29 protein-coding genes and 1 tRNA gene are annotated in these 25909 nt (G+C 47.9%); 26 read left to right on the top strand and 4 right to left on the bottom strand.

The window, feature by feature from the left end; all coding sequences use genetic code 11:
- Nucleotides 1–21 precede the first annotated feature (21 nt).
- The 17 genes from dnaN to KO087_RS00150 all read left to right on the top strand — a co-directional run bounded on the left by dnaN (nt 22) and on the right by KO087_RS00150 (nt 14076).
- Nucleotides 22–1119 carry a DNA polymerase III subunit beta gene (gene dnaN, locus KO087_RS00230; protein WP_215506508.1) on the top strand — a complete coding sequence of 366 codons (1098 nt, stop codon included), beginning with the start codon at nt 22–24 and terminating at the stop codon, nt 1117–1119.
- Nucleotides 1116–1337 (top strand): S4 domain-containing protein YaaA, encoded by a 222-nt coding sequence (yaaA, locus tag KO087_RS00225; RefSeq protein WP_215506506.1) that lies wholly within the window; start codon nt 1116–1118, stop codon nt 1335–1337. Before dnaN ends, yaaA begins: the two co-directional genes overlap by 4 nt.
- Before the next feature lie 57 nt (nt 1338–1394).
- Nucleotides 1395–2495, top strand: a complete 1101-nt coding sequence (gene recF, locus KO087_RS00220; protein WP_215506504.1) for a DNA replication/repair protein RecF — start codon at nt 1395–1397, stop codon at nt 2493–2495.
- Entirely contained in the window at nt 2489–4408 is a 1920-nt protein-coding gene (gene gyrB / locus KO087_RS00215; RefSeq protein WP_215506502.1) for a DNA topoisomerase (ATP-hydrolyzing) subunit B, read from the top strand. The genes recF and gyrB overlap by 7 nt, the downstream gene beginning before the upstream one ends.
- Before the next feature lie 9 nt (nt 4409–4417).
- Nucleotides 4418–6844, top strand: a complete 2427-nt coding sequence (gene gyrA, locus KO087_RS00210; RefSeq protein WP_215506500.1) for a DNA gyrase subunit A — start codon at nt 4418–4420, stop codon at nt 6842–6844.
- A gap of 53 nt (nt 6845–6897) precedes the next feature.
- A complete protein-coding gene (locus KO087_RS00205; protein ID WP_215506498.1) occupies nt 6898–7212 on the top strand; it encodes an STAS domain-containing protein in 315 nt (104 codons plus the stop codon).
- Nucleotides 7212–7568, top strand: coding sequence for an ATP-binding protein (locus KO087_RS00200; RefSeq protein WP_215506496.1), 357 nt, complete (start codon nt 7212–7214; stop codon nt 7566–7568). The genes KO087_RS00205 and KO087_RS00200 overlap by 1 nt, the downstream gene beginning before the upstream one ends.
- Before the next feature lies 1 nt (nt 7569).
- Nucleotides 7570–8361 carry a SigB/SigF/SigG family RNA polymerase sigma factor gene (locus tag KO087_RS00195; protein ID WP_215506494.1) on the top strand — a complete coding sequence of 264 codons (792 nt, stop codon included), beginning with the start codon at nt 7570–7572 and terminating at the stop codon, nt 8359–8361.
- A complete protein-coding gene (locus KO087_RS00190; protein WP_215506493.1) occupies nt 8358–8984 on the top strand; it encodes a phosphate-starvation-inducible PsiE family protein in 627 nt (208 codons plus the stop codon). The genes KO087_RS00195 and KO087_RS00190 overlap by 4 nt, the downstream gene beginning before the upstream one ends.
- Before the next feature lie 72 nt (nt 8985–9056).
- A tRNA-Arg gene (locus KO087_RS00185) sits at nt 9057–9133 on the top strand.
- A 149-nt stretch (nt 9134–9282) separates the two neighbouring features.
- Entirely contained in the window at nt 9283–9771 is a 489-nt protein-coding gene (locus KO087_RS00180) for a MarR family winged helix-turn-helix transcriptional regulator (RefSeq protein WP_215506491.1), read from the top strand.
- Nucleotides 9772–9774: 3 nt separating this feature from the next.
- Nucleotides 9775–9960 (top strand): hypothetical protein, encoded by a 186-nt coding sequence (locus KO087_RS00175; protein WP_215506488.1) that lies wholly within the window; start codon nt 9775–9777, stop codon nt 9958–9960.
- Nucleotides 9961–10061: 101 nt separating this feature from the next.
- Nucleotides 10062–11195, top strand: a complete 1134-nt coding sequence (locus tag KO087_RS00170; RefSeq protein WP_251374878.1) for a TlpA family protein disulfide reductase — start codon at nt 10062–10064, stop codon at nt 11193–11195.
- 1 nt (nt 11196) lies between these two features.
- A complete protein-coding gene (locus tag KO087_RS00165; RefSeq protein WP_215506486.1) occupies nt 11197–11343 on the top strand; it encodes a CD1871A family CXXC motif-containing protein in 147 nt (48 codons plus the stop codon).
- 13 nt (nt 11344–11356) lie between these two features.
- A complete protein-coding gene (locus KO087_RS00160; protein ID WP_215506483.1) occupies nt 11357–12223 on the top strand; it encodes a 4Fe-4S binding protein in 867 nt (288 codons plus the stop codon).
- 70 nt (nt 12224–12293) lie between these two features.
- Nucleotides 12294–12965 carry a response regulator transcription factor gene (locus KO087_RS00155; RefSeq protein ID WP_215506481.1) on the top strand — a complete coding sequence of 224 codons (672 nt, stop codon included), beginning with the start codon at nt 12294–12296 and terminating at the stop codon, nt 12963–12965.
- Nucleotides 12952–14076 (top strand): sensor histidine kinase, encoded by a 1125-nt coding sequence (locus KO087_RS00150; RefSeq protein ID WP_215506479.1) that lies wholly within the window; start codon nt 12952–12954, stop codon nt 14074–14076. Before KO087_RS00155 ends, KO087_RS00150 begins: the two co-directional genes overlap by 14 nt.
- Nucleotides 14077–14359: 283 nt before the next feature.
- On the opposite strand, the gene KO087_RS00145 is transcribed toward KO087_RS00150, so the two are convergent.
- Both KO087_RS00145 and KO087_RS00140 read right to left on the bottom strand, forming a co-directional pair.
- Nucleotides 14360–16084 carry an ABC transporter ATP-binding protein gene (locus KO087_RS00145; protein WP_215506477.1) on the bottom strand — a complete coding sequence of 575 codons (1725 nt, stop codon included), beginning with the start codon at nt 16082–16084 and terminating at the stop codon, nt 14360–14362.
- Nucleotides 16077–17846 carry an ABC transporter ATP-binding protein gene (locus tag KO087_RS00140; RefSeq protein ID WP_215506475.1) on the bottom strand — a complete coding sequence of 590 codons (1770 nt, stop codon included), beginning with the start codon at nt 17844–17846 and terminating at the stop codon, nt 16077–16079. The genes KO087_RS00145 and KO087_RS00140 overlap by 8 nt, the downstream gene beginning before the upstream one ends.
- A gap of 129 nt (nt 17847–17975) precedes the next feature.
- Between KO087_RS00140 and KO087_RS00135 the strand changes: the two genes are divergently transcribed.
- From KO087_RS00135 to KO087_RS00115, 5 genes are all read left to right on the top strand, one after another.
- Nucleotides 17976–18587 carry a TetR/AcrR family transcriptional regulator gene (locus tag KO087_RS00135; RefSeq protein ID WP_215506473.1) on the top strand — a complete coding sequence of 204 codons (612 nt, stop codon included), beginning with the start codon at nt 17976–17978 and terminating at the stop codon, nt 18585–18587.
- 134 nt (nt 18588–18721) lie between these two features.
- Nucleotides 18722–19309, top strand: a complete 588-nt coding sequence (locus tag KO087_RS00130) for an MptD family putative ECF transporter S component (protein ID WP_215506471.1) — start codon at nt 18722–18724, stop codon at nt 19307–19309.
- A complete protein-coding gene (locus KO087_RS00125) occupies nt 19309–20040 on the top strand; it encodes an energy-coupling factor transporter transmembrane component T (RefSeq protein WP_215506469.1) in 732 nt (243 codons plus the stop codon). Before KO087_RS00130 ends, KO087_RS00125 begins: the two co-directional genes overlap by 1 nt.
- 12 nt (nt 20041–20052) lie before the next feature.
- On the top strand, nt 20053–21558 hold the full coding sequence (locus tag KO087_RS00120; RefSeq protein ID WP_215506467.1) for an ABC transporter ATP-binding protein: 1506 nt from the start codon (nt 20053–20055) through the stop codon (nt 21556–21558).
- Nucleotides 21545–21931 carry a metal-dependent transcriptional regulator gene (locus KO087_RS00115; RefSeq protein WP_215506465.1) on the top strand — a complete coding sequence of 129 codons (387 nt, stop codon included), beginning with the start codon at nt 21545–21547 and terminating at the stop codon, nt 21929–21931. Before KO087_RS00120 ends, KO087_RS00115 begins: the two co-directional genes overlap by 14 nt.
- Nucleotides 21932–21986: 55 nt before the next feature.
- Here the strand turns inward: KO087_RS00115 and KO087_RS00110 are convergent, their stop codons facing one another.
- The gene (locus KO087_RS00110) at nt 21987–22319 is read right to left on the bottom strand and encodes a helix-turn-helix transcriptional regulator (protein WP_215506463.1); all 333 of its coding nucleotides are present in this window, start codon (nt 22317–22319) and stop codon (nt 21987–21989) included.
- 439 nt (nt 22320–22758) lie between these two features.
- Here KO087_RS00110 and KO087_RS00105 point away from each other — a divergent pair, with 439 nt between their 5' ends.
- From KO087_RS00105 to KO087_RS00090, 4 genes are all read left to right on the top strand, one after another.
- Nucleotides 22759–23223, top strand: a complete 465-nt coding sequence (locus KO087_RS00105; RefSeq protein WP_215506461.1) for an RNA polymerase sigma factor — start codon at nt 22759–22761, stop codon at nt 23221–23223.
- The gene (locus KO087_RS00100; protein WP_215506459.1) at nt 23216–23896 is read left to right on the top strand and encodes a DUF4367 domain-containing protein; all 681 of its coding nucleotides are present in this window, start codon (nt 23216–23218) and stop codon (nt 23894–23896) included. Before KO087_RS00105 ends, KO087_RS00100 begins: the two co-directional genes overlap by 8 nt.
- Nucleotides 23897–23969: 73 nt before the next feature.
- Entirely contained in the window at nt 23970–24182 is a 213-nt protein-coding gene (locus tag KO087_RS00095; protein WP_215506458.1) for a hypothetical protein, read from the top strand.
- Between the two features lie 40 nt (nt 24183–24222).
- Nucleotides 24223–24468: a hypothetical protein gene (locus tag KO087_RS00090; protein ID WP_215506456.1), complete on the top strand. Its 246-nt coding sequence runs from the start codon at nt 24223–24225 to the stop codon at nt 24466–24468.
- A 156-nt stretch (nt 24469–24624) separates the two neighbouring features.
- On the opposite strand, the gene KO087_RS00085 is transcribed toward KO087_RS00090, so the two are convergent.
- Nucleotides 24625–25902: an MFS transporter gene (locus KO087_RS00085; protein ID WP_215506454.1), complete on the bottom strand. Its 1278-nt coding sequence runs from the start codon at nt 25900–25902 to the stop codon at nt 24625–24627.
- Nucleotides 25903–25909: the final 7 nt, after the last annotated feature.

The raw sequence follows: 25909 nt of genomic DNA, 5'->3' as shown, positions 1-25909 counted from the left end.
TATTAGTTAGGAGGAAAGCATTTGAAATTTCAAATCGAAAAATCCGCATTAGCTTCTATTGTCTCTACCGTCTCCAGAGCCATCTCGGCAAAAACCAGTATGCAAATTCTGGAAGGCATCTACATGGAAGCCACAGAGGATCAATTGATTCTCAGAGCCACGGATACGGAAATATCCATGGAATCACGCCACGCCTGTTTCGTGGAAGAGACGGGTAGCATCGTATTAAATGCCTCATTATTCGGAGACATTGTGCGCAAACTTCCCAACGCCATGGTGCATATAGAAAGCGACGGCCAAAAAATCACCTTAATTTGCGAGCAATCGGAATTTGAAATCATGGGTCAAAACCCGGAAGAATATCCCCAATTGCCGGAACTGGGCGGCGATGAAAAAATCGTGGTCACCGGCGAATCCTTATTAAAGGCCTTTAAGGAAACGCAATTCGCCACATCCAACGACGACATGCGCATCGTCTTAACCGGGGTCTTATTAGACGTTCAGCCGGAGGGCATTACCTTCGTGGCATTGGACGGCTACCGCATGGCATTAAGCCGCATTAAGGGAGAACAATCCGTGCGTAGGGATTTAATTTTGCCCTCGAGAAGCGTCTCGGAAATTTCAAAACTCATCGACGAGACCAAGACCCTCACATTGGAAATCGGAAACAATCACATCTTGATTCAATTCGACGAGACGAAATTCTTTACCAAGCTCTTAAACGGCGAATTTTTCCGCTACAACAGCTTGATTCGCACGGAACACGACGTGAAAGTTGTCGCCGACAGAAAACAATTAATCGACGCCTTGGAGCGGGCCAGTTTAATGACGGGCAAAGAGCGAAACGGCTTGGTGCGCCTGGAAATTAAAGACGATCAAATCGAAATCCTCTCCAATTCCGAAGTGGGCAAAGTCCACGAAACCATTCGCGCCGAAAAGACAGGAAGCGATTTAACCATCGCCTTTAATGCCCGCTATTTATTGGAAGGCATTCGGGTCATGGATGACGAGCGCATCTCCTTAGGCTTTACCGATGCGGTAAATCCCTGCATCATTACGCCTTTAGAAGGCGCCGATACACTGTACCTCGTACTCCCCGTCAGGTTGGCCAATCTATGAAAATAACCACAGACTATATTAAACTCGACAGCTTTTTGAAATACGTGCAGTGGGTGGATTCCGGCGGCATGGCCAAAATGGTGGTATCAGACGGTTTGGTTTTCGTCAACGGCGAGATGGAGAAGCGCCGTGGCAGAAAGCTCTACCCCGGCGACGTGGTGGAATTTATGGGAGAAAAAGACACCATCGAAGGAGACGAAACCCATTTGTCGGAATAGAACATTTGTACTATACTAAGGTTAAACGACGAAGATGAATCGCGGCGGGAGGACGATGTGTTTGTTTCACAATTAAACATGGTCTCATTTCGCAATCATCGACGCCTTTTTATGGACCTTGAGCCCAAAATGTATCGCATTGTGGGCCCAAACGGCACGGGAAAGACGAATTTTTTAGAGGCCATTTACTTATCCATGACGGGGCGGAGCTTTAAAACCGCTTCTTTAAAAGAAGTGATCGCCTTCGGCGAAGAGAGCGCCTTTGTGGGAGCCACCGTCGTACTCGACGATTTCGAGCGGGACATGGAGATTACCGTAAAAAAAGACAAGCGCCGCTTTTTAAGGGATCGCAACCCGGTAAAAAACACCTCGGCCTACGGTCGAGGCATGGGTGTGGTGCTTTTTGAGCCCGGCCACTTGCAAATGGTGCAGGGTTCTCCCTCTCGTCGCCGTGGATTTATCGACGAGATGCTTCGCATGATCTCCCCTGCCTACGACGAGGCCTACAGTTCTTATTACCACGTGCTCTATCAGAGAAATGTTGTGCTCAGAAAACTTCGGGATACGGATCTTTTAGATGTTTACGACCGGGGATTGGCCTCCTTTGCGGCGGTAATTTTAAAAGAGCGGCTAAAATTTTTAAAGCGCATGGCCACCTCCGTGTCGAGCTACTACGAAGCCATTGCAGGAGCCGGGGAGCGCTTGGAGCTACGCTACAAGGCGTCCTTTCCCGTGGCCCTGGACGGGGAATTGGAAGGCGCTTTTTACGAAAGCCTGAAGGCGAGACGCGAAACGGATCGCGAGCGGGGGCGGACGTCCATCGGGCCCCACTTAGACGATTTATCTTTTCTGCTAAACGGGGAAGAAGCGAAGAAATTTGCATCAACAGGCCAAATACGAAGCATTGTCTTGGCCATGAAGTGCATGGAAATTGATCGCATTACCGAACACGTCGGCGAATCGCCGGTGGTACTTTTAGACGACGTCATGTCGGAATTGGATGAGAAGCGGCGGCGCATGCTTCTTTCCATGATACGAGGCCAATGTTTTATTACGGCGGCGGAGCCCATGGAGGCCTTGGAAGAAGCCTCTCGGCCCATTGATTTAATCAGTATAAAAAAGAGCGCAGACACTTTGCGTGAGGAGGATTTATGGTAAGGGAAAATGAATACAATGCCGGTAACATACAGGTATTAACGGGCCTTGAACCGGTTCGCAAACGTCCGGGTATGTACATCGGCTCCACCGGGCCCAAGGGCTTGCATCACTTGGTTTACGAAGTGGTGGACAATTCCATCGACGAAATTTTAGCCGGCCGCTGCGATCAGGTCATCGTGGAACTAAACGAAGACGGCTCTGTTTCCGTGCGCGACAACGGCAGCGGCATTCCCGTGGATATTCATCCCCAAACGAAAAAATCCACCGTGGAAACCGTCCTTACCATCCTCCACGCCGGGGGTAAATTCGACAGCAACGCCTACAAAGTTTCCGGCGGCCTTCACGGCGTCGGCGTCAGCGTCGTCAACGCCCTGTCGAAAAAACTCATCGCCCATATTCATCGAAACGGAAAGGCCTATGAACAGGTCTTCTCTAGGGGCATTCCCCAAACGGAACTCACCGTCGTAGACGAAAACATTGAAGATACGGGAACCACCATTACCTTCTGGCCCGACGAGGAAATATTTAAGGAAACCGTGGTATTCAGTCGCGAGGTATTGGCCCGTCGCTTCCGGGAAATGGCCTTCTTAAACAAGGGCGCCTACATCGAGTTTATTGACCACCGAGACGGCGATAAATTTAAGGAAATCTACCACTATGTCGGCGGCATTCAAAGCTATGTGGAATACATTAACCGCAATAAAAAGCCCATTCACGACAAAATTCTCTACCTGGACGAAACGGAACAAGACACCAATGTGGAAATTTCGATTCAGTACACGGACAGCTACCGGGAGACGGTTTTATCTTTCGCCAACAACATTAATACGGAAGAAGGTGGCACCCACTTATCCGGCTTCAGAAGCGCCCTCACCAAAAGCATTAACGAATACGGAAGAAAATACAATTACATTAAGGAAAAAGAAGAAAATCTCTCCGGTGACGACGTGCGGGAGGGGATCAGCGCCGTCATCAGCGTGAAGATTCCCGATCCCCAATTCGAAGGCCAAACCAAAGCCAAGCTGGGCAATTCCGAAACCAAGGCCATTGTGGAGCGGGTGTTGAACAATTACTTAACGGCCTTTTTGGAAGAAAACCCGAAAATCGGCAAGATTATTTTAACGAAAGCCCTCTCCGCCCGCCGGGCGAGAGAAGCGGCGAGAAAAGCCCGGGATTTGACGCGGAAACGCTCCATTTTAGACAACACCCCCCTTCCCGGCAAGCTCGTGGATTGCCAATTAAACGACAACGAAAAGACAGAGATCTTTTTGGTGGAAGGGGACTCCGCCGGCGGCAGCGCCAAGGGCGGAAGAGACAGCAGCTATCAGGCTATTTTGCCCCTTCGCGGAAAGATTATGAACGTGGAAAAGGCGCGCATGGACAAAATTTTAAACTCCAATGAAATTCGCGCCATGATCACCGCCTTCGGCACGGGCATCGACAAGGAATTCGACATCGAAAAGCTCCGCTACGGAAAAATCATCATCATGACCGATGCGGACGTGGACGGTGCCCACATTCAAACCCTGCTCTTAACCTTCCTTTTCCGTCATTTGCCTGCGCTTATCGAGGCGGGGCACGTCTTTGTGGCCAAGCCGCCCCTTTACGGCATTAAGCGGGGATCGAAAGTGTTGGAATACTGCTATAACGAAGACGAGCTTCGAGAAGCCATGAACCGCCTGGGCCGGGACAAGAATTTAAAAATCGGTCGCTACAAAGGTCTCGGTGAAATGAACGCGGAAGAGCTTTGGGAAACCACCATGAATCCGGAACACCGGGTGCTCCTTCGCGTAAGCGTCGAAGATGCCCAAATGGCCGACGAAGTATTTTCCATGCTCATGGGCCAAGAAGTGGGACCGCGGCGGGAATTTATCGAAGAAAATGCAATTTACGTCGAAAATATCGACGCTTAGGAGGATACAGTGGCAAAATTTGCAAATGAAAGCGGCATTCAAGACGTCGTCTTAGAAAAAGCCATGAAAAAGGCTTACTTAGAATATTCCATGAGCGTCATCGTCGCCCGGGCCCTGCCCGACGTGCGGGACGGCTTAAAGCCCGTGCATCGCCGTATTCTCTACGGTATGCAGCAACAGGGCCTCACGCCGGATAAGCCCCACAGAAAAAGCGCCCGCCTCGTCGGGGATGTTATGGGTAAGTATCACCCCCACGGGGACTCGTCCATTTACGACGCCGTGGTCCGCTTGGCTCAAGACTTTAACATACGCTATCCCTTAGCCGACGGCCAGGGGAACTTCGGCTCCATGGACGGGGACAGCCCGGCGGCCATGCGTTATACGGAAGTGCGCATGTCGAAGCTGGCCATGGAAATGCTCAGGGACATTAACAAGGAAACCGTGGACTTCGTGCCCAACTTCGACGAAGAATTAATGGAGCCTTCGGTGCTGCCTTCCCGTTTTCCCAATCTTTTGGTCAACGGCTCCGCCGGCATCGCCGTAGGGATGGCCACCAACATGGCCCCCCACAATATGAACGAAGTCATCGACGGGGTCATTGCCTATATGAACAACGAAGCCATATCTCTTGAAGAAATGATGACCCACATTAAGGGACCGGATTTTCCCACCGGCGCCTTTATTATGGGAAAAGACGGCATTAAAGAAGCCTACAAAACCGGCCGCGGCAAAGTAAGGGTGCGTGCACGGGCGGAAATCGAGCCCCTAAAGAGCAAGCACCAAATCGTGGTCACGGAATTTCCCTACCAGGTAAACAAGGCGCGGGTCATCGAAAAAATTGCCGAATTGGTGAAGGATAAAAAACTCGACGGCATTTCCGACATTCGCGACGAATCCAATCGCCGCGGCGTGCGCATGGTTATTGAATTAAAGCGGGATGCCAATCCCAATGTGGTTTTAAATCGCCTTTATAAAGAAACCCAGCTGCAAATCACCTTCGGCATTATTAATCTCGCCTTGGTCGACGGCGTGCCCCGAGAATTAACCCTTCTCGAGCTCATTCACTATTATGTGAAGCATCAGCGCGACGTGGTCACCCGCCGCAGCACCTTTGACTTAAACAAGGCCAAGGCCCGGGTGCACATTATCGAGGGCTTGAAACTCGCCATCGCCAATATTGACGAAATCATCGAAATCGTCAAAAGCTACCGCACCGACGAAGAGATTAAGGCGAAATTTACCGAACGCTTCGGCCTCACGGATATTCAGGGCCAGGCCATTTTGGATATGCGCATTAAGCGCTTAAGCGGCCTGCAAGTGGAAAAATTAGAAGAAGAGTATCGGGAGCTTTTGGCCCTCATCGAAAAATTAGAGCTGATTCTTTCCGATCCCAAGGTCTTGGACGGGACCATTCAAGAGGAACTTTTAGAGATCAAGGAAAAATACGGCGATCTGCGCCGCACGGTCATCACCAAATCCGACGGAGAAATGGACGATGAAGATCTCATTGAAGAGGAAAAAGTGGTGGTCACCCTCACCAATTCCGGCTACATCAAGCGCATGCCGGAAGGCACCTACAAGCCGCAAAATCGCGGCGGCCAAGGCATTAGCGCCTTAAATAAAAAAGCCGACGATTTCGTCACCAGCCTCTTTATTACATCCACTTTGGATACGATTTTATTCTTCACCGACTGCGGCCAAGTCTACAAGAAACAGGCCTACGAAATTCCCGCCGCCGGCAGAAATGCCAAGGGCACGGCCATTGTCAACCTCCTTCAATTGGAAGAAGGGGAGCGGATTCAAAGCATTATTCCCATCGATCAGGTGGCGGACGACGACAATCTCTTCCTCGTTACCCGACAAGGCTACATTAAAAAGACCAAAATGGGCGAATACAAAAACATTCGCAAAAACGGCCTTATTGCCATGGGCTTACGAGAAGGCGACACCATGATCGGCGGCATTCAATGCGGCGACGACGAAGATCTGCTCTTTGTCACGAAAAAAGGCATGTCCCTGCGCTTTAAAGGCAAGGATCTCAGAGAACAAGGCCGAACCGCCATGGGCGTCATCGGCATTCGCCTCGATGAAGACGACGAAGTGGTCAGCTTCGTAAAGGCCGAAGCGGGCAAGACCCTGGCCGTCATCAGCGAATACGGCTACGGCAAGCGCACGGCCATCGAGGAATACAACGTACAAAACCGCGGCGGCAAGGGCTTGATTACCTACCGCATCAAGGAAAAAACCGGCCAATTGGTTGCGGCGAAAGTTTTAAATGATTCCGATGAAATCATGATGATCTCCGAAGACGGCGTCATTATTCGCCTGAAAGCGGAATCCATCTCCCTTTTAGGCCGCGCCACATCCGGCGTGAAGCTCATGAACATTAAAGACAGCCACATCGTCGCCGTGGCGGAATACGTGGGGGAAGAATAATTCATTGCCTCGACGCCTTACAGCCGATATACTGAGAGATAAAGGAGGGCGGAATGTTTACACTGAAAATAAAAGAAGAAGGGGATCATTTATGCCTCATCCCCTGCGGCGAAATGGATATGTACTACACGGCCCAATTCAAAGATGAAGCCACGGCCGCTTACGACGCCCATAAGAAAAACATTCTCGTGGACTGCACCGATTTAAACTACGTGGATTCCACGGGACTGGGCGGGTTTATTTACCTGCTCAATTACGTCAAAGAAAACGGCCATCAGGTGCAATTAAAGCATTTGGATCCCAATGTAAAAAAGCTCTTTACCATTACGAAACTGGACAAATTATTTCACATTGAAGGAGAGGCCTAATGGGAGAAAAAGTCTATTTAACCATTCCGGCCAAGCCACGCTACCTATCCCTGGCCCGCTTAAATGTGTCGGGGATTTGCGTGGAAGAAGACATCGACATAGACACTTTAGGGGATATTCGCCTGCTTCTTACGGAAAGCTGCAATTTATCCTTTGCCATCGGCATGAAAGACACCATCGACATCGTCATGGAGCCGGAAGAGGGGGCCATTCGCTTCCGCGTCTCGGGCATTAGCGAGGAAAAAGTGAAGGCCGACGAGCGCCTGGCCATTACGGCCATGATTATCGAATCCTTGGCCGATGAATTTTCCTATGGCGACGATTATCTCCTCGTCTACAAAACCTTCGGAGCGTAGCATGGACAAAGAAGCCTATTACAACATGGATCGGCCCCTTTCAAAACAGAAGCGAAAGGAATTATTTGCCGAATACGCCGAAACCGGCGACAAGACCCTTCGGGACATTTTAATCGAAGAGCACCTTTACATCGCCGAAATTCTGGCGAAAAAATACACGGGAAAGGGCATCGACTACGACGACATCTTTCAAGTGGCTTCCATGGGCCTGATCTTTGCCGTGGAGCGCTATGATCCGTCCAAAGGCTTTGAATTTTCCTCCTTTGCCACGCCGACCATTATCGGTGAAATTAAGAAATACTTCCGGGACAAGGGCTGGACCATTCGCGTGCCCCGCAGGGTGCAGGAGTTGTCGAAAAAAATCAACGACGCCAAATTAACCCTGGCCCAGACGAACCAAAAGACCCCCACCATTTCTGACATTGCCGAATTTTTAGACATTTCCACGGCGGAAGTGCTGGAAGTAATGGAGGCATCGAAGGTGTATTCGCCGGAAAGTTTGGACATGAATTTCGATACGGGAAGCGAAGACAGGGATCTGTCCCGGGGAGATAAAATCGGCGTGGAAGAAGAATACTTCCAAAAAGTCGAGATGAACGATTTTATTCAACGGGCCATGGAAAAGTTTAACGATGTGGAAAAAACCATCTTAATCGACCGCTACCAGTACCGGAAGACCCAGGTGTCCATTGCGAAAAAATTGGGTATTTCCCAAATGACCGTGAGCCGCATCGAAAAAAAACTCTTGGAAAAAATGCGTAAGGAAATGGAAAAGTCGGGAGAAATGGGATGAATCGAAAGCAATATGTATCCGGGCTCCAAAGCCTGCTCTACGCCTTGGAATTTGCTATGGCTGTCACCATTATTTTCGGGATTATTATCTCCGTTCCCGATCTTTTTAAATACATGGTGGACATCCTCCACAGCACCAAAGGAAGCAGCTATCAGCTCTTTCAGGATTTTCTCTCCCACGTGCTGTTAATGGTCATCGGCCTGGAATTTGTGGCCATGCTGATTAATCACGAGGAATACCAAATCATCTACATTATGATTATGGTGGTGGCGAGAAAAATGCTTATTTACGGCGACAACACGCGGGATCTTTTCATCGGCGTCTTGGCCATCGCCGTCTTATTTATCGTGCGCAAATACTTTACCATCCACAAAATCCTCGCCAATGCCGGCGTGGCTATTTTCGATGCCAAAACGAAAATGGACAAAGTCAATGAGCACTTGGTTCGAGACATCGAAAGCAAAGAAGAGCTATTAGGGGATTACATTCAAAAAATATTCGACGAACAGGGTAAAATCGTAGAATTAGGCGGTGTCGTGGAAGACGAACGCTACGTCTATCAAGTGGAAGAAATGGAAGAAGGACGCATGCGCATGATCGCATTGGAAGATAAATACAAATAAATGTAAAAGATTTTTGTGTGGCAATGAATATGAATTGCAAAAAATAATTTACCTGCGTATACTATTCATTGTGGAGCTGTAGCTCAGTTGGATAGAGCAGTGCCCTCCTAAGGCACGTGCCGGGGGTTCGATTCCTCTCAGCTCCGCCAATACATAAGCGACAATTCGCTTTAACGAAAAAAGAACAATCCCGATGCGGGCATTGTTCTTTTCTAAATTCAATGGATTTGGCAAGAATCTAACGATTAATTATGTATGGCACGATCATAGTCTTTTATCTAATCGAGTGAGGTGTGTAATGGAAAACAATAAATCGATGAAAGAAGTCATGAATTCAATTTATTTGAAATACAAATTAAATTTCTACAAGAATCTGTATCGCAATAACCGACAAGCGGATTCTTTAACGGTGATGGAAAAGTTTTGTGCCGAGGCAATTTATGCCTTGCAAGGGCCGACCATTAACGAACTGGCAAATTTTATTCGCGTCAGCCAACCCAATGCCGCCTACAAGGTCAATAACTTAGTGGAAAAAGGCCATGTAGAAAAAGTACGCAGCCAAAAAGACCGCCGCCAAGTACACCTGTTTGTTACGGACAAATTCAAGAAGTACTACCAAGTCAATTACGATTTTGTGGAAGATGTATTGAAATGCCTGGAAGAAAAGGTGCCCGAAGAAAAGATGCAGGTCTTTAAAGAAGTTCTGGACGTGTTAGACGACGGCATTGTGGAAGCGGTCACCGAAGAAATGGACGAAATGTACTACCCCAACCACAAGGACGTGTAAGGCGTGGACAGAGAATCCCTTCGCACCTTTAGGCGATTGCAAAAAGATATGTTGCGAACGGAAAAGGCCTATGTCCGGGCGCTGACAAAAGCCCTGGATGAGAAAAATGTCGATTTAGCTGCCCTTCAGGGGCTTCAGGATCGATTCGAGGCGGCCATTGGGGAATTTAAAGATGCCCTGTCCGATTAAACATTCCGAGGAAAAATAATTCCTCGGATTTTTATTGTCTTAACATGGCCTTAACAGGCCGTCGGTTAAAATGGATTTACCATCGAAAAAGGAGTGTTCACATGAATAAGAAAATGAAAAAGATTTTGGCAGGCGCTTTAATCGCAAGCTTAAGCTTCAGCCTCTTGGCCTGCGAGAAGAAAGACAATCGCCGGGAAGACCATCCGGAAGAAGTGGCCCAAGGCGAAAGCATCGAGGCCTCCAAGGCCGGCATGGGCAATGAAATGATTAAGCCCGCCGATTACGCCTGGCAAGTAAAAGATACTTATGAATTTCCCTACATGGGTGCAAAAATCACTTTGCCGAAAAACTTACAAGACATGATGACGAAAAAAGACGTGATCATGCTGGACGATCAGTCCTTAGGCGAGAAAAACGAAATTAAATACGCCATGCTCACCTTCTCCGCTTTAACGGAAGAAGACAAGAACAAGGAAATCCCGAAAATGGGCGACGACTATCCGAAGTGGCTGGAAGCCATTAAGCGGGCTGGCACCATCGGGATCTACGACAAATCCATGGACGAGGCCGCCATTAGTAAGGTCACCAAATTAGACACCCATACGAAACTCGGTGAAAGCAAAGACGGAAAGTACAATTACTATTTGTCCACGGCGAAAGATGTGGATCCCGCCATTCTGGAAGCCTTAAAGGGCGTGAAGCTTGAAACCATGGATCAAACGCCCATGGCGGAAAACGGCTATGTGTTCCAAGAAAAAGAAATGAAGCAAACGTCCGATGCGAAATCCATTGCTCCCTTTAAAACCCAAGACATCGACGGCAAGGCCTTTACCGACGCGGATCTGGCCAAGAACAAACTCACCATGGTCAATGTCTTCGCCACCTGGTGCACGGCCTGCATTCAGGAAATTCCCGATCTGGAAAAGCTGAACGCCGAAATGAAAGACAAAGGCGTCGGCGTCGTCGGCGTGGTCATGGACACCCACGAAGACGGAAAAGACATTCCCGATGCATTGGATAAAGCCAAGGCCATTCAAAAGAAATTAAAGACCACCTACCCCTTCTTAAAACCCGACGATCAATTAATGAAGGGCCGCCTCCAAGGCATTCAAGCATTGCCTGAAACCTTCTTCGTGGACAGCAAGGGCAATATTGTCGGCGATTCCTATTCCGGCGCCAAGAGCTTGGACGAATGGAAGGCCATTGTGGAAAAAGAATTGAAAAACGTAAAGTAAGATGAAAGAAAAATACCGTGCCTATTTAGGCCCTGCTATTCTCCTCGCCTCCGTGGCCATGATGGCCTACGGCGTCAATCGGGGAGAGATGCAGGTGGTTCTGAACAAGGCCATAAGAATTTGCATGGAGTGTATCGGCATTGGCTAGTGAAAAAAAATCCATGAAAGAAACGAAGCGCCACCTTTTTCAGGGCCTGTGGTTTCTCGCCACCAATTCCTACCTGGAAGGATTTAAGACGGGCAAAATCTATCAGGGCAAAATGAAAAACCTCTGCGTACCGGGGATGAATTGCTATTCCTGCCCCGGTGCCAAGGGGGCATGCCCCATCGGCGCCCTGCAGGCCGTCATAGGAAATATGGACTATAAATTTTCCTTTTACGTGGTGGGATTTCTCTTCTTTATCGGCGCCCTTATGGGCCGCTTCGTCTGCGGCTGGCTTTGCCCCTTCGGTCTGGTGCAGGATCTTTTGCACAAAATTCCCTTTCCGAAGAAAATAAAAAGCTTCAAGGCGGACAAGCATTTGAGAAAAATAAAATACGCCATCTTACTGATCTTCGTCCTACTCCTCCCCCTTTTTCTCGTGGACGTCCTGGGTCAGGGATCCCCGTATTTTTGTAAACTTATCTGCCCCGTCGGGATGCTTGAAGGGGGCCTCCCCCTGGTCCTGAAAAACGAAAGTATGCGTGGCGCCGTCGGCTTTTTATACGCCTGGAAAGGCGCCATCCTCGCCGCCACAGTGCTCCTGAGCCTCATCATCTATCGCCCATTCTGTAAATACATTTGCCCCCTCGGGGCTGTGTACTCTCTCTTCAATTCCATTTCCGTATTTAAATACAGACTGGACGAGAATGCTTGTGTGCACTGCGGCGCTTGTGCGAGGGCCTGTAAAATGAACGTCAACCCTGTTGAAAATGCAAACGCCGCCGAATGTATCCGCTGCGGCCAATGCGAGAAAGCCTGCCCCACCGGGGCCATTACCAAAGGCCTTTCTATGAAACAGACAACAAAAGCAATACCTGAAAACTAAAAGATTCCGAAAACGCAAAGAGGCGCCGCCTGTTTGCGTTTTTGCTATAATGAGAAAAAAGGAGGCGCCCATGCGACTGTTAATTGTAGAAGACGAAAAAGAATTGTTGGAATCCGTCGCCGAAGGGCTCAGGCTTTCGGGCTACGCCGTGGATACGGCCCGTGATGGCGTCGAGGCGGAGGATCTCTTTTGGAGCGAGACCTACGACCTCATCGTGCTGGACATTAATCTGCCGAAAATCGACGGTTTCACCCTGCTCAAAGAAATTCGCGAGGAAGACAAGCAGGTCAATGTGATCATGCTGACCGCCCGCACCCAAGTGGCGGACCGGGTAAAGGGGCTGGACCTCGGGGCCAACGACTACTTAATTAAGCCCTTTCACTTCGATGAACTGGAGGCGCGGATTCGCTCCCTCCTTCGCCGAAAACAGGTGGTGGAAGACAAAGTCATTACGTACAAAAACCTCTCCTTCGACACCGGGACGAAAATCCTCACCGTGAACGGGGAAGTGATTAAGCTTACGGCCAAGGAGCTGGGCATTTTCGAATACCTGATCTTGAATCAGGGCCGCACCATCTCCGCCGAAGAGCTTATGGAACACGTGTGGGATATGAATGTAAGCGACGTGTCAAACGCCGTGCGGGTGCATATGTCCGCCCTGAGGCGAAAGATCAAAGAGGCCCTGGGAGAAAACATCATTCGAAACGAAATCGGAAGGGGGTATGTCATTGATAGGGAATAAAACCCGGCGCTCCATTATATTCAAGCTGACGGCGGCGAGCGTGGCCCTTTTTATGCTCATGCTCGTCCTATCAAACTTTCTCATCGCCCGGCGCCAGCAAGACATCGCCGAAAACCTTACCGCTCAAGTGGAAAGCCGCATGAAAGGAAAGACAGACGACTCGGTCATGGTCTTTATCGACCAGGAGGAAGTGCGCCACCTGGCGGATTTTAAGCTCTACGCCCTCGGCGTCGTTCTCGCCACGGGGCTTTTCGGCGGCACCATATTTATTCTTTTGATTCGCCGCACCTTGAGCCCTCTCGCGGTTTTAACGGAAAAAGTGGCGGCCACGGACATGGATGCCATGGCGGAAAAAAATAGCCTCGTGTTAAAAGAAGGAGCCTACGAAATCGTGGCCCTTTCCGAAGCCTTTCAAAAGACCCTGGATAAAATCTACGACAATTACGAAAAAGAGCGGCTCTTTTCCGTGAACGTGGCCCACGAACTGCGCACGCCCCTCGCCGTGTTGCGCACCCGCATGGACGTGTTTAAGAAAAAAAGAGGCACCATGGATCCGGAACTTTCTGCCTTTGTGGAAAGCATGGAGAAAAACATCCGCCGCCTCAGCGATTTAGTAGAAGAGGTCCTCTTTTTAGGTCGCGACGGTGCCCCGGAATTTCGCCCGGTAAATGTGAAGGCCATGGCACAGGAGCTTCTTTTGGATCTGGAGGAAAAGGCCGAGGCGAAAGACGTGGCCCTTTCCCTTGAGGGAGAAGACATGGTTCTTGAAACCGACGACGCCCTTCTTGAGCGTGCCTTGTATAATCTCTTCGACAACGGCATTAAATACAACCGGCCCGGGGGCAGATTAACCATCACCTTCTCGGAAAAAGGCGACGATGCGGTGATCGCCGTGGCCGATACGGGGGTGGGCATGGATGATGACGCAAAGGCGAAAGCCTTCGACCTCTTCTACCGGGCCGATCCTTCGAGAAACCACGACGGCTACGGCGTGGGCCTGGCCCTGGTCAAAGAAATCGCCCGCCGCTTAGGCGGAAAAATCCAAATTAAGGACAATCCCCCGACGGGCACCATTTTCGAATTCATCCTTCCGAAAAAAGGGCTGCGGTAAGGATGAAATGATTTTTTAAGACAAATCTCAAGGCCTTCGGGATTTCAGGATGTTGAAAAAGAAAAAGACCACGGCCAGCGGTAAGCCGGTCCTGGTCAAAAGCGTTCACAGAACGCGCAGCCACAGAATGAAATTCTGTGTTCAAAGGGGCTTGGGGGCGCTGCCCTCAACAAGCAAGCGGAGAGGAAAATCACAAAGGGATTTTCTTCTCTGCGGGCCTGTGTGTATTAACACAGGCATTGCTTGCTACAATGAGTTTGCCCCTGAAAAGTACTTAACTTAATTAGAGTGCCCATCCAGCGGATTCAAGTTTTTGCTTTAAGAAATTTCTATAAATTCCTTCTTGTGAAATCAAAGATTGATGAGTTCCCCGCTGAACAACTCTACCTTGATTTATTACAACAATTTGATCTGCGTTCTGCACCGTACTCAAGCGATGGGCAATCGAAATCAATGTTTTATTCTTTGTTAGTTCTACAATGGCAGATAGAAGTGCTTGCTCATTTTCTGGATCGACGCTGGAAGTGGCTTCATCTAAAATGATAATGGGGGCATCTTTTAGCATGGCGCGAGCAATAGAAATCCGTTGCTTTTCGCCCCCGGAAAGTGTAGAACCGCCCTCACCAATGATTGTGTTGTAACCATCTGGCAATGCGGAAATAAAATCATGGCAGCAAGCGCGTTTTGCGGCGGCTTCCACTTCCTCATGTGTGGCGTCCGGCTTACCAAATTTGATATTGTTTTCAATGGAATCGTGAAAAAGATACACATTCTGAAAGACCATGCTGATATATTCCAAAATACTATCCGCAGTATAATTTTTGACATCTTTTCCTCCAATCCGAACAGCGCCGTCCTGCACATCCCAAAATCGGGCAATTAAATTACACAAAGTTGTTTTACCGCTGCCGGATGGCCCTACAATAGCACAGGTTGTATGTTCTGGAATTTCCAAAGAGATGTCATGGATAACCTGCCGCTTGCCATAGCCAAACGAGATATAATCCAGTGCTATATCGTAGTGGGAAGTTTTTAATTTATCTGTGCTGGTATCCATTTGCGGTATATTGGTGACTTCTTCCAAACGTTCCAGTTCTGTGATTATTTTCTTGCTCAAAAAAGCACTGTTTCCCATAGTTTCCAAATCAGAGTACACCGTAAACGCACAAAACAGGAAAGTCAAACAATACGGCAAACTAATTTCTCCTGCCATGAAAATCAATGCTGCCACAGCAATCAGCACACAGCTCATGAGCTTATATACCAGAATATAAAAACGAAGAACTCCGGCTGTGGCTTTTTCCTGCCCATAATCTGCATCCCACTTTTTTTGAAATGCGCTGCGTACTTCTCGTTGTCCTTCCTCACCTTTGGAGAAAGAGCGTAGAACAGAAATCCCTCGGATATATTCCATTGATTTACTCACCAGATTTTCCTGTGCTTCTTGATAAATGGGAGTATATTGTGCGGCTCTACTGCGGACCCAACGAAGAGCAAGTAAACCTAATAATAGCCCGATCAGACTCAAAATGGCAATAATTGGGTTGAAAAAGAACATCATAATTGACATGAGAGCTGTCATAGCAACACCGCTTGTCATCTGCTCGATTGCAAGCATGGAGTAACCCTCTAAATCCGCAATCGTCGTAGTAAGTATTGTCTGAATAGTTCCTAAATTTTGCTCTGAAAAGTAGCCCATAGGAGCCTGTTTCAATTTTTCTCCTATTTCCAGACGATAATCACGGAAAATATCATATCCCGTTCCACTCATGGTACGGTCATACATCCATTGGAAGAAAAAGCGTCCGATAACACTTCCTAATACAACGCCAAAGGCTTGCAGGATAATAGTGGGTGTAAGATTTTCTAAATGCAATAAAATCCAAAAAACACCGAACATCATAAAACTGTTGAAAAAGGATTTGAGAATATTAAATGTGATGCCAACGATGATTTTCTTTCGGCTTCTACCCGCAATCTTAAAAATTCGGCGTATCATTTCAAACATGGTTTTTCACTCCTCCTTTCATGTCTGCTTCTTCTATGGTTCCGGCATAATCTTGCCACATCTTTTGATAGATGGGGCATTCCCGGAGAAGTTCTTCTTGTGTCCCACGGCCTGCAATATTTCCGTTTGCCACAACCAGAATTTGGTCGGCATTGCGAATTGTATTCAAACGGTGCGCTACAACAATCAATGTCTTTCCAGCCACTAATTTGCTGATTGCCTGTTGAATGAGTGCCTCATTTTCCGGATCAGCATAGGCAGTGGCCTCGTCTAAAATGACTACAGATGCCGGTTTTAGCATGGCCCGCGCAATCGTAATACGCTGGCGCTCCCCGCCAGAAAGACGGTCTCCGGCATCACCGGCCAGTGTGTCATATCCCTGCTCTAACTGCATAATAAAGTCATGACAGTTAGCAGCTTTTGCGGCAGCTTCCACTTCTTCATCTGTTGCTGCTGGATTACCCATGCGGATATTTTCCCGAATGGATTTGTCGAATAGGTAATTGTCCTGTGCCACATAACTGATTTCACCCATCAATTGTTCAAAGGGGATTTGACGAATATCCTGGCCGCCGAAACGCACAGAGCCGGAAGTCACATCCCAAAAACCAGCCATCAGTTTCGCAATCGTGGATTTACCGGAACCGGAAGGCCCAACAATAGCCGTCATAGTGCCGGGTCTGGTTTGAAAAGAAATACCGTGGAGAACTTCGGTTTCTTTATAACCGAAATGTACATTCTCGAATTGGTAAGTACGTTCTCCCAAAGATACAGGTTCAGAGGGCCGGACAAGTTCCGGGGTTTTTAGGAAAGCTGTTACTTGCTCCAAATTACCTTTTATCATGCTGACTTGCTCCATCGCTTCAGACACTTTCATCAATGGAGCAACAAACCCCAGCGGAACTACTAAAGATATTAAAAATACGGGGAGTGAAAGCGTTCCTTCCATATAGAGCCATGCGCCAACCGGTAATGTACCCAAAAGAGTAGAGGGCAGAACGGCCCTCGCTGCGGCGTTCCAGAACCAGCATTGGCTCCACCACTCCATTGTGGAATCGTGAAAATAGTTGACAGATTCCGAGTATTTTCCATAAGAAGAAGCAGAGCGATTAAAGGCTTTAATGACTTGAATGCCGTTGACGTATTCCACTAAAGAACTATTCATATTATTCGCAGAGCGTATATAATTCTCCATTCGGGGGCCATAACCGCGCATCATAGCAGCAAAAAAGAGAATACCCAGTGGAACTGTGATTAGGGATGCAAGCCCCATGTGCCAGTCCAGGATGAAAATCAGGAGGATGCTGCACAACGGTGCCGCAATATTTGATGGAAGCTCTGGCATAAAATGTGCCATAGAATCTTCCAGCTTTGCAACATTGTCTACAATCAAGTTTTTGAAAGTTCCTGTGGGCGTTTCCAGCATAACACCCATTGGGACTTTTGCCATCCGATCTGTAATCGCTTCACGGACATTTTTCAAAATCGTAAAAGAGATTTTGTGGGAAATAAGAGAGGAACGCCATGTAAGAAGCATTTTTATAATCTGACATATGGCAGCAATTCCGCTGAAAAACAAAACGCTCTGCGGAGTAGCTGTACCGTGATAGAGTTCATCTGCCAACAGTGCCACCATTAGAAATGGTACGATACCAAATATCTCTCCCAACACAGCAAGAAGAATAGAAATGCGCATTTTTCCATTACTCTCACCGACAAAAGCAAATAGTTGGCGGATTGCACCCGGTTCTTTTTGGAACATAAGAAAGTCTCCTTTCAGGCCACAAAATGCAAGGAAGGTATTGCATTTTTCGTGTAACCGTGCTATAACGTAAATTACGATGTAATATTACACTGTAATTTAAGTATAGGATGAGGGATAGAAATGTCAATGGATTTTCAACAAACCCATGAAAATCTTTTAGCCTGTGCAAAAAAACATTTTCTGGAAAACGGGTTTGAACGTGCCAGTATCCGTAAAATATGCAAGTCTGCTCATGTGACAAACGGGGCTTTTTACAATCACTTTGAGGATAAAGAGGCTTTGTTTGGCGAACTTGTAGAGCCGGTAGTTCAGGCGGTATCAGAGATGTATTCCGATTCTGTTGCTAAGCACTTTGAATTGGCCCGGACGGATGAATTAAAGCAGCTCTGGAAACTGTCGGAGGACACGATCCGTCAGATTATCGAATACATTTACGAACATTTCGATGTATTCAAATTGCTGCTGATGCAGTCTGCCGGCACAAAATATGCTTCTTTTCTGGATGATGTGGTGCGTTCCGATGTTCGGGAGACAAAAAAGCTAATAGCAGAGCTGAAAGATCGCGGAGTTTCCGTACATGATCTGGAGGATGACGAGTGGCATATGCTCGTTCATTCTTACTATTCATCTATCGCAGAAATTGTCTTGCACAATTATTCAAAAGATGCTGCGATAAAATACGCTCATACATTAGCCACTTTTTTCAGTTCCGGGTGGCAAACCGTTTTGGGGATTTGATCCCCAAAATTTTTAACCATAAGTTAGCGTAGTCTAACTATCTATCTAGGAGGTGCGTCTGTAGCATTGCTTTTGTATAAAGAAATTTTTTTACTTATTTATTTATCTAATTATATGGAAAGGACTTTTTGAAAATGGAAAATACAAATAAGCTCACAGGTAAAGATCTTATTAACATCGGCATCTATTCTGCCATGACCTTGGTTGTTTTCTTTGTTGTTGGACTGCTGACTGCGTTGCCGGTAGTATACCCGTTCTTGTTCTTGATCTGGCCGATCGTTTGCGGCATCCCTATGATGCTGTATTACACGAAAATCAGAAAATTCGGAATGCTTACCATTACTGGCGCTATTGGTGGTATTTTCTTCTACCTCATTGGTTATGGATGGATTGGCCTGCTCGGCTGGTTTCTCGGCGGTTTTCTAAGCGATGTCGTGCTCAAAATCGGCGGCTATCAGAAATTTAAGGTCACTGTTCTGAGCTATGCCTGCTTTTGCTTCGGCTTCATGGGCTGCCCCGCCAATCTCTGGTTTGCCGGTGAAGCATATTGGAAAAACATTCACACCTCCATGGGTGATCAGTACGCAAACACTTTGCAATCCATGATGCCCTCCCGGATGATGTATGTGGGCTTTGCGCTGCTGTTTGTGGGCGGTATTCTGGGCGCGCTTCTGGGCCATAAAATGCTGAAAAAACACTTTGAAAGAGCGGGAATTGTGTAATGGAGCAGCTTCAAGCAGTTGTTGAAAACAGAACAGGCTTTTGCTTAGACCCACGAACCAAGCTTTTGCTAATGGCCGTTGTCGCTACTGCAGAATTCCTATACAGCCACACCGCCTTTATGATTGCGGTAGCGATGATCCCATTTATCCTGCTGTTGACTAACCGGCAGTATAAAACGGCAACCGTGTTCTTCTGCCTGTTTGTGGTCGGGCTGTTTGTGCAGGCCATCCAGAACTCAGTCCAGTTCCCCATGATCGTCAATATGCTGGTAGTCCTGCTGGTGGGGCTGGTCCTGCGGCTGTTTCCGGCCTATGTGATGGGGGCCTACATCATCAAATCCACTACGGCCAGCGAGTGCATTACCGCGCTGGGCCGGATGCACATTGGGCGGCAGATCACTATTCCACTCTCCGTCCTGTTTCGATTCATCCCCACTATGCAAGAGGAGTCGGCAGCCATCAAAGATGCCATGCGAATGCGTGAGGTTCAGTTCGGAACAAAGAAATTCTGGCAAAACCCCGCCGCTCTGATTGAATACCGTTTTATTCCCCTGATGATCTCGGTGGTCAAAATCGGGGATGATCTCTCTGCGGCGGCCCTGACCCGCGGCCTGGATAACCCGGTCCAGCGCACCAATATCACAAAGGTCGGTTTTACTGGCTGGGATCTACTGGTGGTGTTGATTGCCGGAGCCGCACTGCTCTCCACATACTTTTTCAGGCCGTGGTAAGGAGGTGATACTGTGATCGAATTGAAAGATGTTTCCTTTTCTTATGAGAGCGGAGAAACCCAAAACAACCTGAACCATATCAATCTGACAATCCAGGATGGCGAAACCATCCTGCTCTGCGGAGAGTCCGGCTGCGGCAAGACGACGCTGACTCGGCTAATCAACGGCCTGATCCCGCATTATTACGGCGGGAAGCTGACTGGGCAAGTCCTTTTAGATGGGAAAGAGTTAAAAGACTATCCTCTTTATCAAATCGGGCAACGGGTGGGATCTGTATTCCAAAACCCAAGAACACAATTCTACAATGTGGACACCACCAGTGAGATCGTTTTTGGGTGTGAAAACATGGCCCTGCCGGTCCCGGAGATGCGGGAGCGCCTGGAAGAGACTGCCCGCAGCCTCAAGCTGGAAAAGCTGCTGAACAGGAGCTTGTTTGCTCTCTCCGGCGGAGAAAAACAGAAAATCGCCTGTGCCTCTGCCGACGCAATCCACCCGGATATCTTTGTACTGGACGAGCCATCCTCCAACCTAGATATTGCCACTATCGAAGATTTGATTGGTGTGATTCGGCACTGGCAGTCAGAGAAAAAGACTGTGATTGTCGCGGAACACCGACTTTATTATCTCGTTCCCTATGCAGATCGAATTCTCTATATGAAGCATGGAAGTATTGTGCGGGAATTTACCGGGGCGGAGTTTCAAAAATTATCGCCCGATGAATTGCAGGAGATGGGGTTACGGGCACTGGACCCATTCCACCTGTCCCCAGAGGCTGCCCCCAAACCGACCGCTCCGAAATTGCATATCAAAGGATTCCGGTTCTCCTATGAAAAGCACGGCCCCCTCAATGTGGATGTTCCGGACCTAAACTTGCCTCAAGGCGAGATTATCGGCATCATCGGATACAACGGCGCAGGAAAATCCACCTTCGCCCGGTGTCTGTGCGGTCTAGATAAAAAAGCGAGAGGTGTGCTTGAAATGGATGGGGCCTCCTATGACGCGAAGCAGCGCAGGCATATCTCCTATATGGTCATGCAGGATGTAAATCATCAGCTATTCACGGAAGATGTGATGGACGAATTGCTACTTAGTATGGATGGCGAGGACGAGAAAGCAGACACAGCCTGCGCCAAGGAGATACTGACAAGCCTTGACCTGTCGGAGAAGGCAAAGCTGCACCCCATGTCCCTGTCAGGCGGTGAAAAACAGAGGGTGGCGATTGGCAGTGCAATAGCCTCGGACAAAAAGATCCTGATATTTGACGAGCCTACCAGCGGATTGGATTACCGGCATATGCTGGAGGTATCAGACAACTTAAACCGCCTGAAAGAACTGGGAAAGAGCCTGTTCCTGATTACACATGACCCGGAACTTATTTATAAATGCTGCACCTACCTGTTGTTCATTCAGGGGAGCAAGGTGCTGTGGCACCGACCTATGGACGGGGAGGCTGAGAGTCTCTTATGGGCTTTCTTCTCCCGCGAGCAAGAAGCAGGTGCAGTCAATGCCTCCCGGTAAAAAACTGTACGCTTCCGGCGAGGACTATCTGGAGGCTGTGTTGGTAATCCAGAAAAAGAAAGGCAAGGTACGCTCCGTGGATGTATCCCGGCACATGGAGGTGTCAAAGCCCAGCGTGAGCTATGCGGTAGCGGCTTTACGGGATGGCGGCTTTCTCACAATGGATGAAGATCGCTTTCTCCATCTGACCGATATGGGCCGCGAAGTTGCTGAGAAAATTTACGAGCGGCACTGTTTCTTCCGCGACAAGCTCATCGCCGCAGGCGTTGATCCCAAGAGAGCGGAATACGACGCCTGCCGGATGGAACACAATATCAGTATAGAATCCTTTGAGAAACTTCGGGATTACTATTCTTCTCAAAAGGGAAAATAGTTGGCCCATTCAGTAACGGACAGAGCAATGCGGCCGGGCAATACACCCGACCGCATTATTTGTCAGCTTTCTTCTCTTTGGTATCCGGCATTTTGTCAACCGGGGTAAGCAGCAACTCCTGATCCCGCTGGCTGCATTGTGGAACCAACCGCATGATCCGGTCAACGATTTCGCTGTCTGCGTTCACCTGCGGTGCAAGAATCTCATCAAAAGAAGCGCCAATGGCATTGTCAAGGCGAATCAGGACATCCAGGCTCGGCTTGCGCCTGCCGCTTTCTATGGCCGCTAAAAAACGAGGACTGATTTCTGCATGCTCCGCAATCTGTTCTCTCTTATAGTTTCGTTTTTCTCTGGCATTCCGCAAGGATGTCCCAAACGAAAAAGCCATAAGTCGTATTTTTTTATCTACTCTCCGTCACATCACATAATAATATCTTACGGTTTACAAATATTATGTGAAATGATTGGAGAGTTGCTTTTTTATAGCTACTATGCGTTGCTATTTTTGCTTAGGAGGAGATGATAAGCCTCCTTTTTTTCTATTTTACTATAATTGAGGCGAATGCTGTTTGATGACACAATAAAGAGAGGGTGAATCGGATGATTCTCCCTCCCTTTGTCATCACTCTGAAATCTCGATGCCTTCGGGATTTGTTTTTTTGTGCCCGAAAAAATTTCTGAGGGCAGGGGCGCGAATATTGTATTTTTCCATCTGCTTTGCTTTAATAAAAGAGAAAGGAGGGCGCCCCTTGCTTTTAAAGGACAGAAGAGACGAAGGATTCAATCAAAAAATCGAAGACCATTACGAGAAGTAAAAAGCCTTCCTTATGGCCTACGGAAGCAAAATCTTGGGATCAAAAGAAAAGGCGGAAGACGTCCTCCAGGAGTGTTTTCTCGCCATCATCGAGAGAAAAGCCAATTACGCCGATCTTTCCGACGACGAATTCAGAAAAGTGGCCGTCACCATGATGAAATACAAATGCATCGATCGCCTGCGAAGAGAGAAGAAATGGGCGAATCGGGCCGTCGACTCGTATGATAATGCCCTCGATGGTTTCGACGACCTGTCGGCGACCTATCTTAAAAAAGAGCGGGAGCAAATGGCGCGGGAGGCGTTAAACAAACTGGATCCCCTGAGCCAACAGATCCTGTACTTAAAGTATTTTGAAGAGAAATCCTACAAAGAAATCGCCGAAGCTCTGGCCATAAACACCAATTTAGTTCAGGTGAAGCTCTATCGAATCAAACAAAAATTGCGAAAAATGCTTGGAGAGGAGGGGGAAAATGAATGATCGTCCATTGGATCAATGGATAAAAAATGCCATGGAGAAAAACACGGAAGAAGAGATCCGCGCCCTCGAAGAGCAGTGGACAAGTGGCCACGACCATCGCTACGCCCCCTCGACCGAAACCGACCGAAAAATCCTCGCCGCCATTGGAAAGAGCAAAAAGAGAAATCCCTTAAAAAAAGCCGCTGCCGTACTTCTCGTGGCCGGGATCGGCCTTGTGAGCCTCTTTGCCTTTCACGGCGACGCCCTCGCCCAAATTCAATCCTATGTGGAAGCGTGGTTTAGCGACCATACCGCCATCTACTTTACCCAAAAGGAAAAAATAGAGAAAAAAGACTGGGAAATCACCTATATTCCGAAAGGCTTTAAGGTATCTAAAATTGAAAAATTAGATGAGGGATACCAAATTACATTTTTTGAGAACGAGGAAGGAAAAAACTTTAGCTTTGAGTGCGTCGCGAAAGACGGTGCATTTACCCTTGGAGAAGACAATGAAAACGGAGAAAGAAAAAAATTAAGAATAGGAAAAAATGAAGCATTCCTCTATGTGTCCAAACGTGAAGGGTTTTCAAATTCCATTACGATGGAAAATGAAGATTATATTTTCATACTTGATGGAGATGTTACGGTGGATGATTTAATAAAAATGGCCGAATCCATCCGTGAAAAGAAATAAAAATTTCAAAAAGACTGTACAGTTTTTCCTTCGTGAAACGTTATAGTAGTGAGACGAAAAGAAAGGAGCCTTTATGACCATTGTTCGAATTCAACTGATTGTCACGGTGCTGGTTACACTCTATGCCTTGGCCACTTTGCCCTTTTACTTGTCCGGGAAAAAGGTGCGATTGGAAAAGTGCCCGTGGCTTGAAAAACACGACCGAACGATCTCCCGCGTCTTGGCATTTCTGCTATTGATCGTTACCATTCTCCGTTTCGCCCTGGAGCGGGGTGCAGGGGCGTGACTCGGAAGGCGATAGAAAGTTTCTTCAATGAGGTGATTTTATGAAAAAAGATTTTAAGCAGGTCGGTTACGCCATCAGCCTATTTTTCTTAGGCTTATTGGCGTGGAAACCGTGGATCGCCCTTCCGCAGGAAGGTATGGATGGTGGAGACTATGAGTTGCGTCTTCTTTTTATTCTGGTGATTTTGATTATGCTTCCCCATGCCCTGGAGACCGTGGATTATAATAAGGCGGCGGAAAAAAAGGAGCAAAAAGACGAAAAAGAAGACGAGGTGGAAAAGCCGTAGTGCATTTCATCGAAACAAATCGGATTAAAAACAAAGAAAATGATCGAGCAAGCACTTTGCTCGATTTTTTTGAGCATGAAAAAGCCCCGCCATCGGATTTGAGATGTTGGGGCTGATTTCTAAAAAATGATTAACGTGTCGAATTGAAAGGAATTTTTACAGTGACGCAAAGGATTTGTTTTCCGTCGCTTTTGTTCCGGAAAAGGCCAATGCGATTAAACCGATGGTGATAAAAACCAGCACAACAGCCAATAGGAAGGGCATGCTGTAGCCTCCGGTGAAGCTGCGAATAACTTCAATGAGGGTTACGCCCAAAGACGAGGCCACGGTGGTAACGAGGACCACATAGGAGTAAATTTCGCCGTAATCGCGATTGCCGAAAACACTTCGAACGATCAGGGGCAGAAACATGCTGGTCGTCGGAACGATGAAGCCGAAGAGAACGGCCCCGAAGCTGTTGAACAGGGGATTGGATCCGGCAAAGTATAAAAGGACAAAGCCGGCCCCGACGAGGGTTAAAACGAGGCAGGTAATTTTAGAGATGCCGAAGCGATCGCAGGCGCTGCCTAAAACAAATTTACTCAGTGTATTGGTCAACATGACATAGGAGATCATGGAGGCGCCGAAGACAGGGCTCAGGCCCACCGACGGCGCGTAGGACGGCATGTGGTAGGTAAAACAAGTTAAAATCATCATAAGGGCCGCCGCCAGCAAGACGTAATAAAATTTCGCGGAACGAAGGGCCTGGGATTTGGTCATTCCCGTCAGTTCTTCATTGTTTACGGATGGGGTATCGGCCGCTTTTTTTTCTTCTTTGTAGCCGTAAGGATGAAGGTTCATCTCTTTCGGGCTTTTTTTAATGAGGAATAAAGCGGGCAAAACACCGAGAACAAATACTAACAGGGCGTAAAAGAGGTAGGCACGTCTCCAGCCGAATTTGGCGATGCAAGCGGCGCCCAAGGGGCTTAAGATCATGCCGCCGATTCCGGAAAAGCCGAGGGCAATTCCCAGGGCGAAGGCCATTTTTTCTTTAAACCAATTGCCGATTAAGATGGGGGTTAAGACGTAAAACACGACGCTTGCGCCCATTCCGGCCAGAACAAAGGCCAGGGCCATGGTAGTCAGTCCTTGGGCACGAGACATAAGGACCAAAGAAAGGGCCATAAGGGCAAAACTTCCCCCCGCCAAGAGATTGACTTTTTTTCTTTGGATGAGCTTGACGGCCAAGGGGCTCAAAAAACCGGTGACCAATCCGGAAAGGGTGGCCGTAGCGAGGGTAAAGGAGCTTTTCGCCACGCCGAGACTTTCGGATACCGGCGTCATAAAAATCCCCATGCAGCTTCCGAAAATACTGATTCCGGCAACACTCATCAAACAACAGGCAATTAAAATAATCCAGGCATAATGAATTTTTTTCGGCATACTCTTTTCCATGGCTGTC

This window comes from Peptoniphilus rachelemmaiella, from assembly GCF_943169845.1.
Lineage (GTDB): Bacteria > Bacillota > Clostridia > Tissierellales > Peptoniphilaceae > Aedoeadaptatus > Aedoeadaptatus rachelemmaiella.
Note: the sequence above shows the minus strand (reverse complement) of the source record. Positions and strands in the feature narration are given on the sequence as shown.

Excerpts from the sequence above, each read along its gene's own strand:
- yaaA (WP_215506506.1), top strand. The coding sequence starts at position 1,116 with ATGAAAATAACCACAGACTATATTAAACTCGACAGCTTTTTGAAATAC.
- gyrB (WP_215506502.1), top strand. The coding sequence starts at position 2,489 with ATGGTAAGGGAAAATGAATACAATGCCGGTAACATACAGGTATTAACG.
- KO087_RS00205 (WP_215506498.1), top strand. The coding sequence starts at position 6,898 with ATGTTTACACTGAAAATAAAAGAAGAAGGGGATCATTTATGCCTCATC.
- KO087_RS00200 (WP_215506496.1), top strand. The coding sequence starts at position 7,212 with ATGGGAGAAAAAGTCTATTTAACCATTCCGGCCAAGCCACGCTACCTA.
- KO087_RS00195 (WP_215506494.1), top strand. The coding sequence starts at position 7,570 with ATGGACAAAGAAGCCTATTACAACATGGATCGGCCCCTTTCAAAACAG.
- KO087_RS00190 (WP_215506493.1), top strand. The coding sequence starts at position 8,358 with ATGAATCGAAAGCAATATGTATCCGGGCTCCAAAGCCTGCTCTACGCC.
- KO087_RS00180 (WP_215506491.1), top strand. The coding sequence starts at position 9,283 with ATGGAAAACAATAAATCGATGAAAGAAGTCATGAATTCAATTTATTTG.
- KO087_RS00170 (WP_251374878.1), top strand. The coding sequence starts at position 10,062 with ATGAATAAGAAAATGAAAAAGATTTTGGCAGGCGCTTTAATCGCAAGC.
- KO087_RS00165 (WP_215506486.1), top strand. The coding sequence starts at position 11,197 with ATGAAAGAAAAATACCGTGCCTATTTAGGCCCTGCTATTCTCCTCGCC.
- KO087_RS00160 (WP_215506483.1), top strand. The coding sequence starts at position 11,357 with ATGAAAGAAACGAAGCGCCACCTTTTTCAGGGCCTGTGGTTTCTCGCC.
- KO087_RS00155 (WP_215506481.1), top strand. The coding sequence starts at position 12,294 with ATGCGACTGTTAATTGTAGAAGACGAAAAAGAATTGTTGGAATCCGTC.
- KO087_RS00145 (WP_215506477.1), bottom strand. The coding sequence starts at position 16,084 with ATGTTTGAAATGATACGCCGAATTTTTAAGATTGCGGGTAGAAGCCGA.
- KO087_RS00140 (WP_215506475.1), bottom strand. The coding sequence starts at position 17,846 with ATGTTCCAAAAAGAACCGGGTGCAATCCGCCAACTATTTGCTTTTGTC.
- KO087_RS00135 (WP_215506473.1), top strand. The coding sequence starts at position 17,976 with ATGGATTTTCAACAAACCCATGAAAATCTTTTAGCCTGTGCAAAAAAA.
- KO087_RS00130 (WP_215506471.1), top strand. The coding sequence starts at position 18,722 with ATGGAAAATACAAATAAGCTCACAGGTAAAGATCTTATTAACATCGGC.
- KO087_RS00125 (WP_215506469.1), top strand. The coding sequence starts at position 19,309 with ATGGAGCAGCTTCAAGCAGTTGTTGAAAACAGAACAGGCTTTTGCTTA.
- KO087_RS00115 (WP_215506465.1), top strand. The coding sequence starts at position 21,545 with ATGCCTCCCGGTAAAAAACTGTACGCTTCCGGCGAGGACTATCTGGAG.
- KO087_RS00110 (WP_215506463.1), bottom strand. The coding sequence starts at position 22,319 with ATGGCTTTTTCGTTTGGGACATCCTTGCGGAATGCCAGAGAAAAACGA.
- KO087_RS00105 (WP_215506461.1), top strand. The coding sequence starts at position 22,759 with ATGGCCTACGGAAGCAAAATCTTGGGATCAAAAGAAAAGGCGGAAGAC.
- KO087_RS00100 (WP_215506459.1), top strand. The coding sequence starts at position 23,216 with ATGAATGATCGTCCATTGGATCAATGGATAAAAAATGCCATGGAGAAA.
- KO087_RS00095 (WP_215506458.1), top strand. The coding sequence starts at position 23,970 with ATGACCATTGTTCGAATTCAACTGATTGTCACGGTGCTGGTTACACTC.
- KO087_RS00090 (WP_215506456.1), top strand. The coding sequence starts at position 24,223 with ATGAAAAAAGATTTTAAGCAGGTCGGTTACGCCATCAGCCTATTTTTC.
- KO087_RS00085 (WP_215506454.1), bottom strand. The coding sequence starts at position 25,902 with ATGGAAAAGAGTATGCCGAAAAAAATTCATTATGCCTGGATTATTTTA.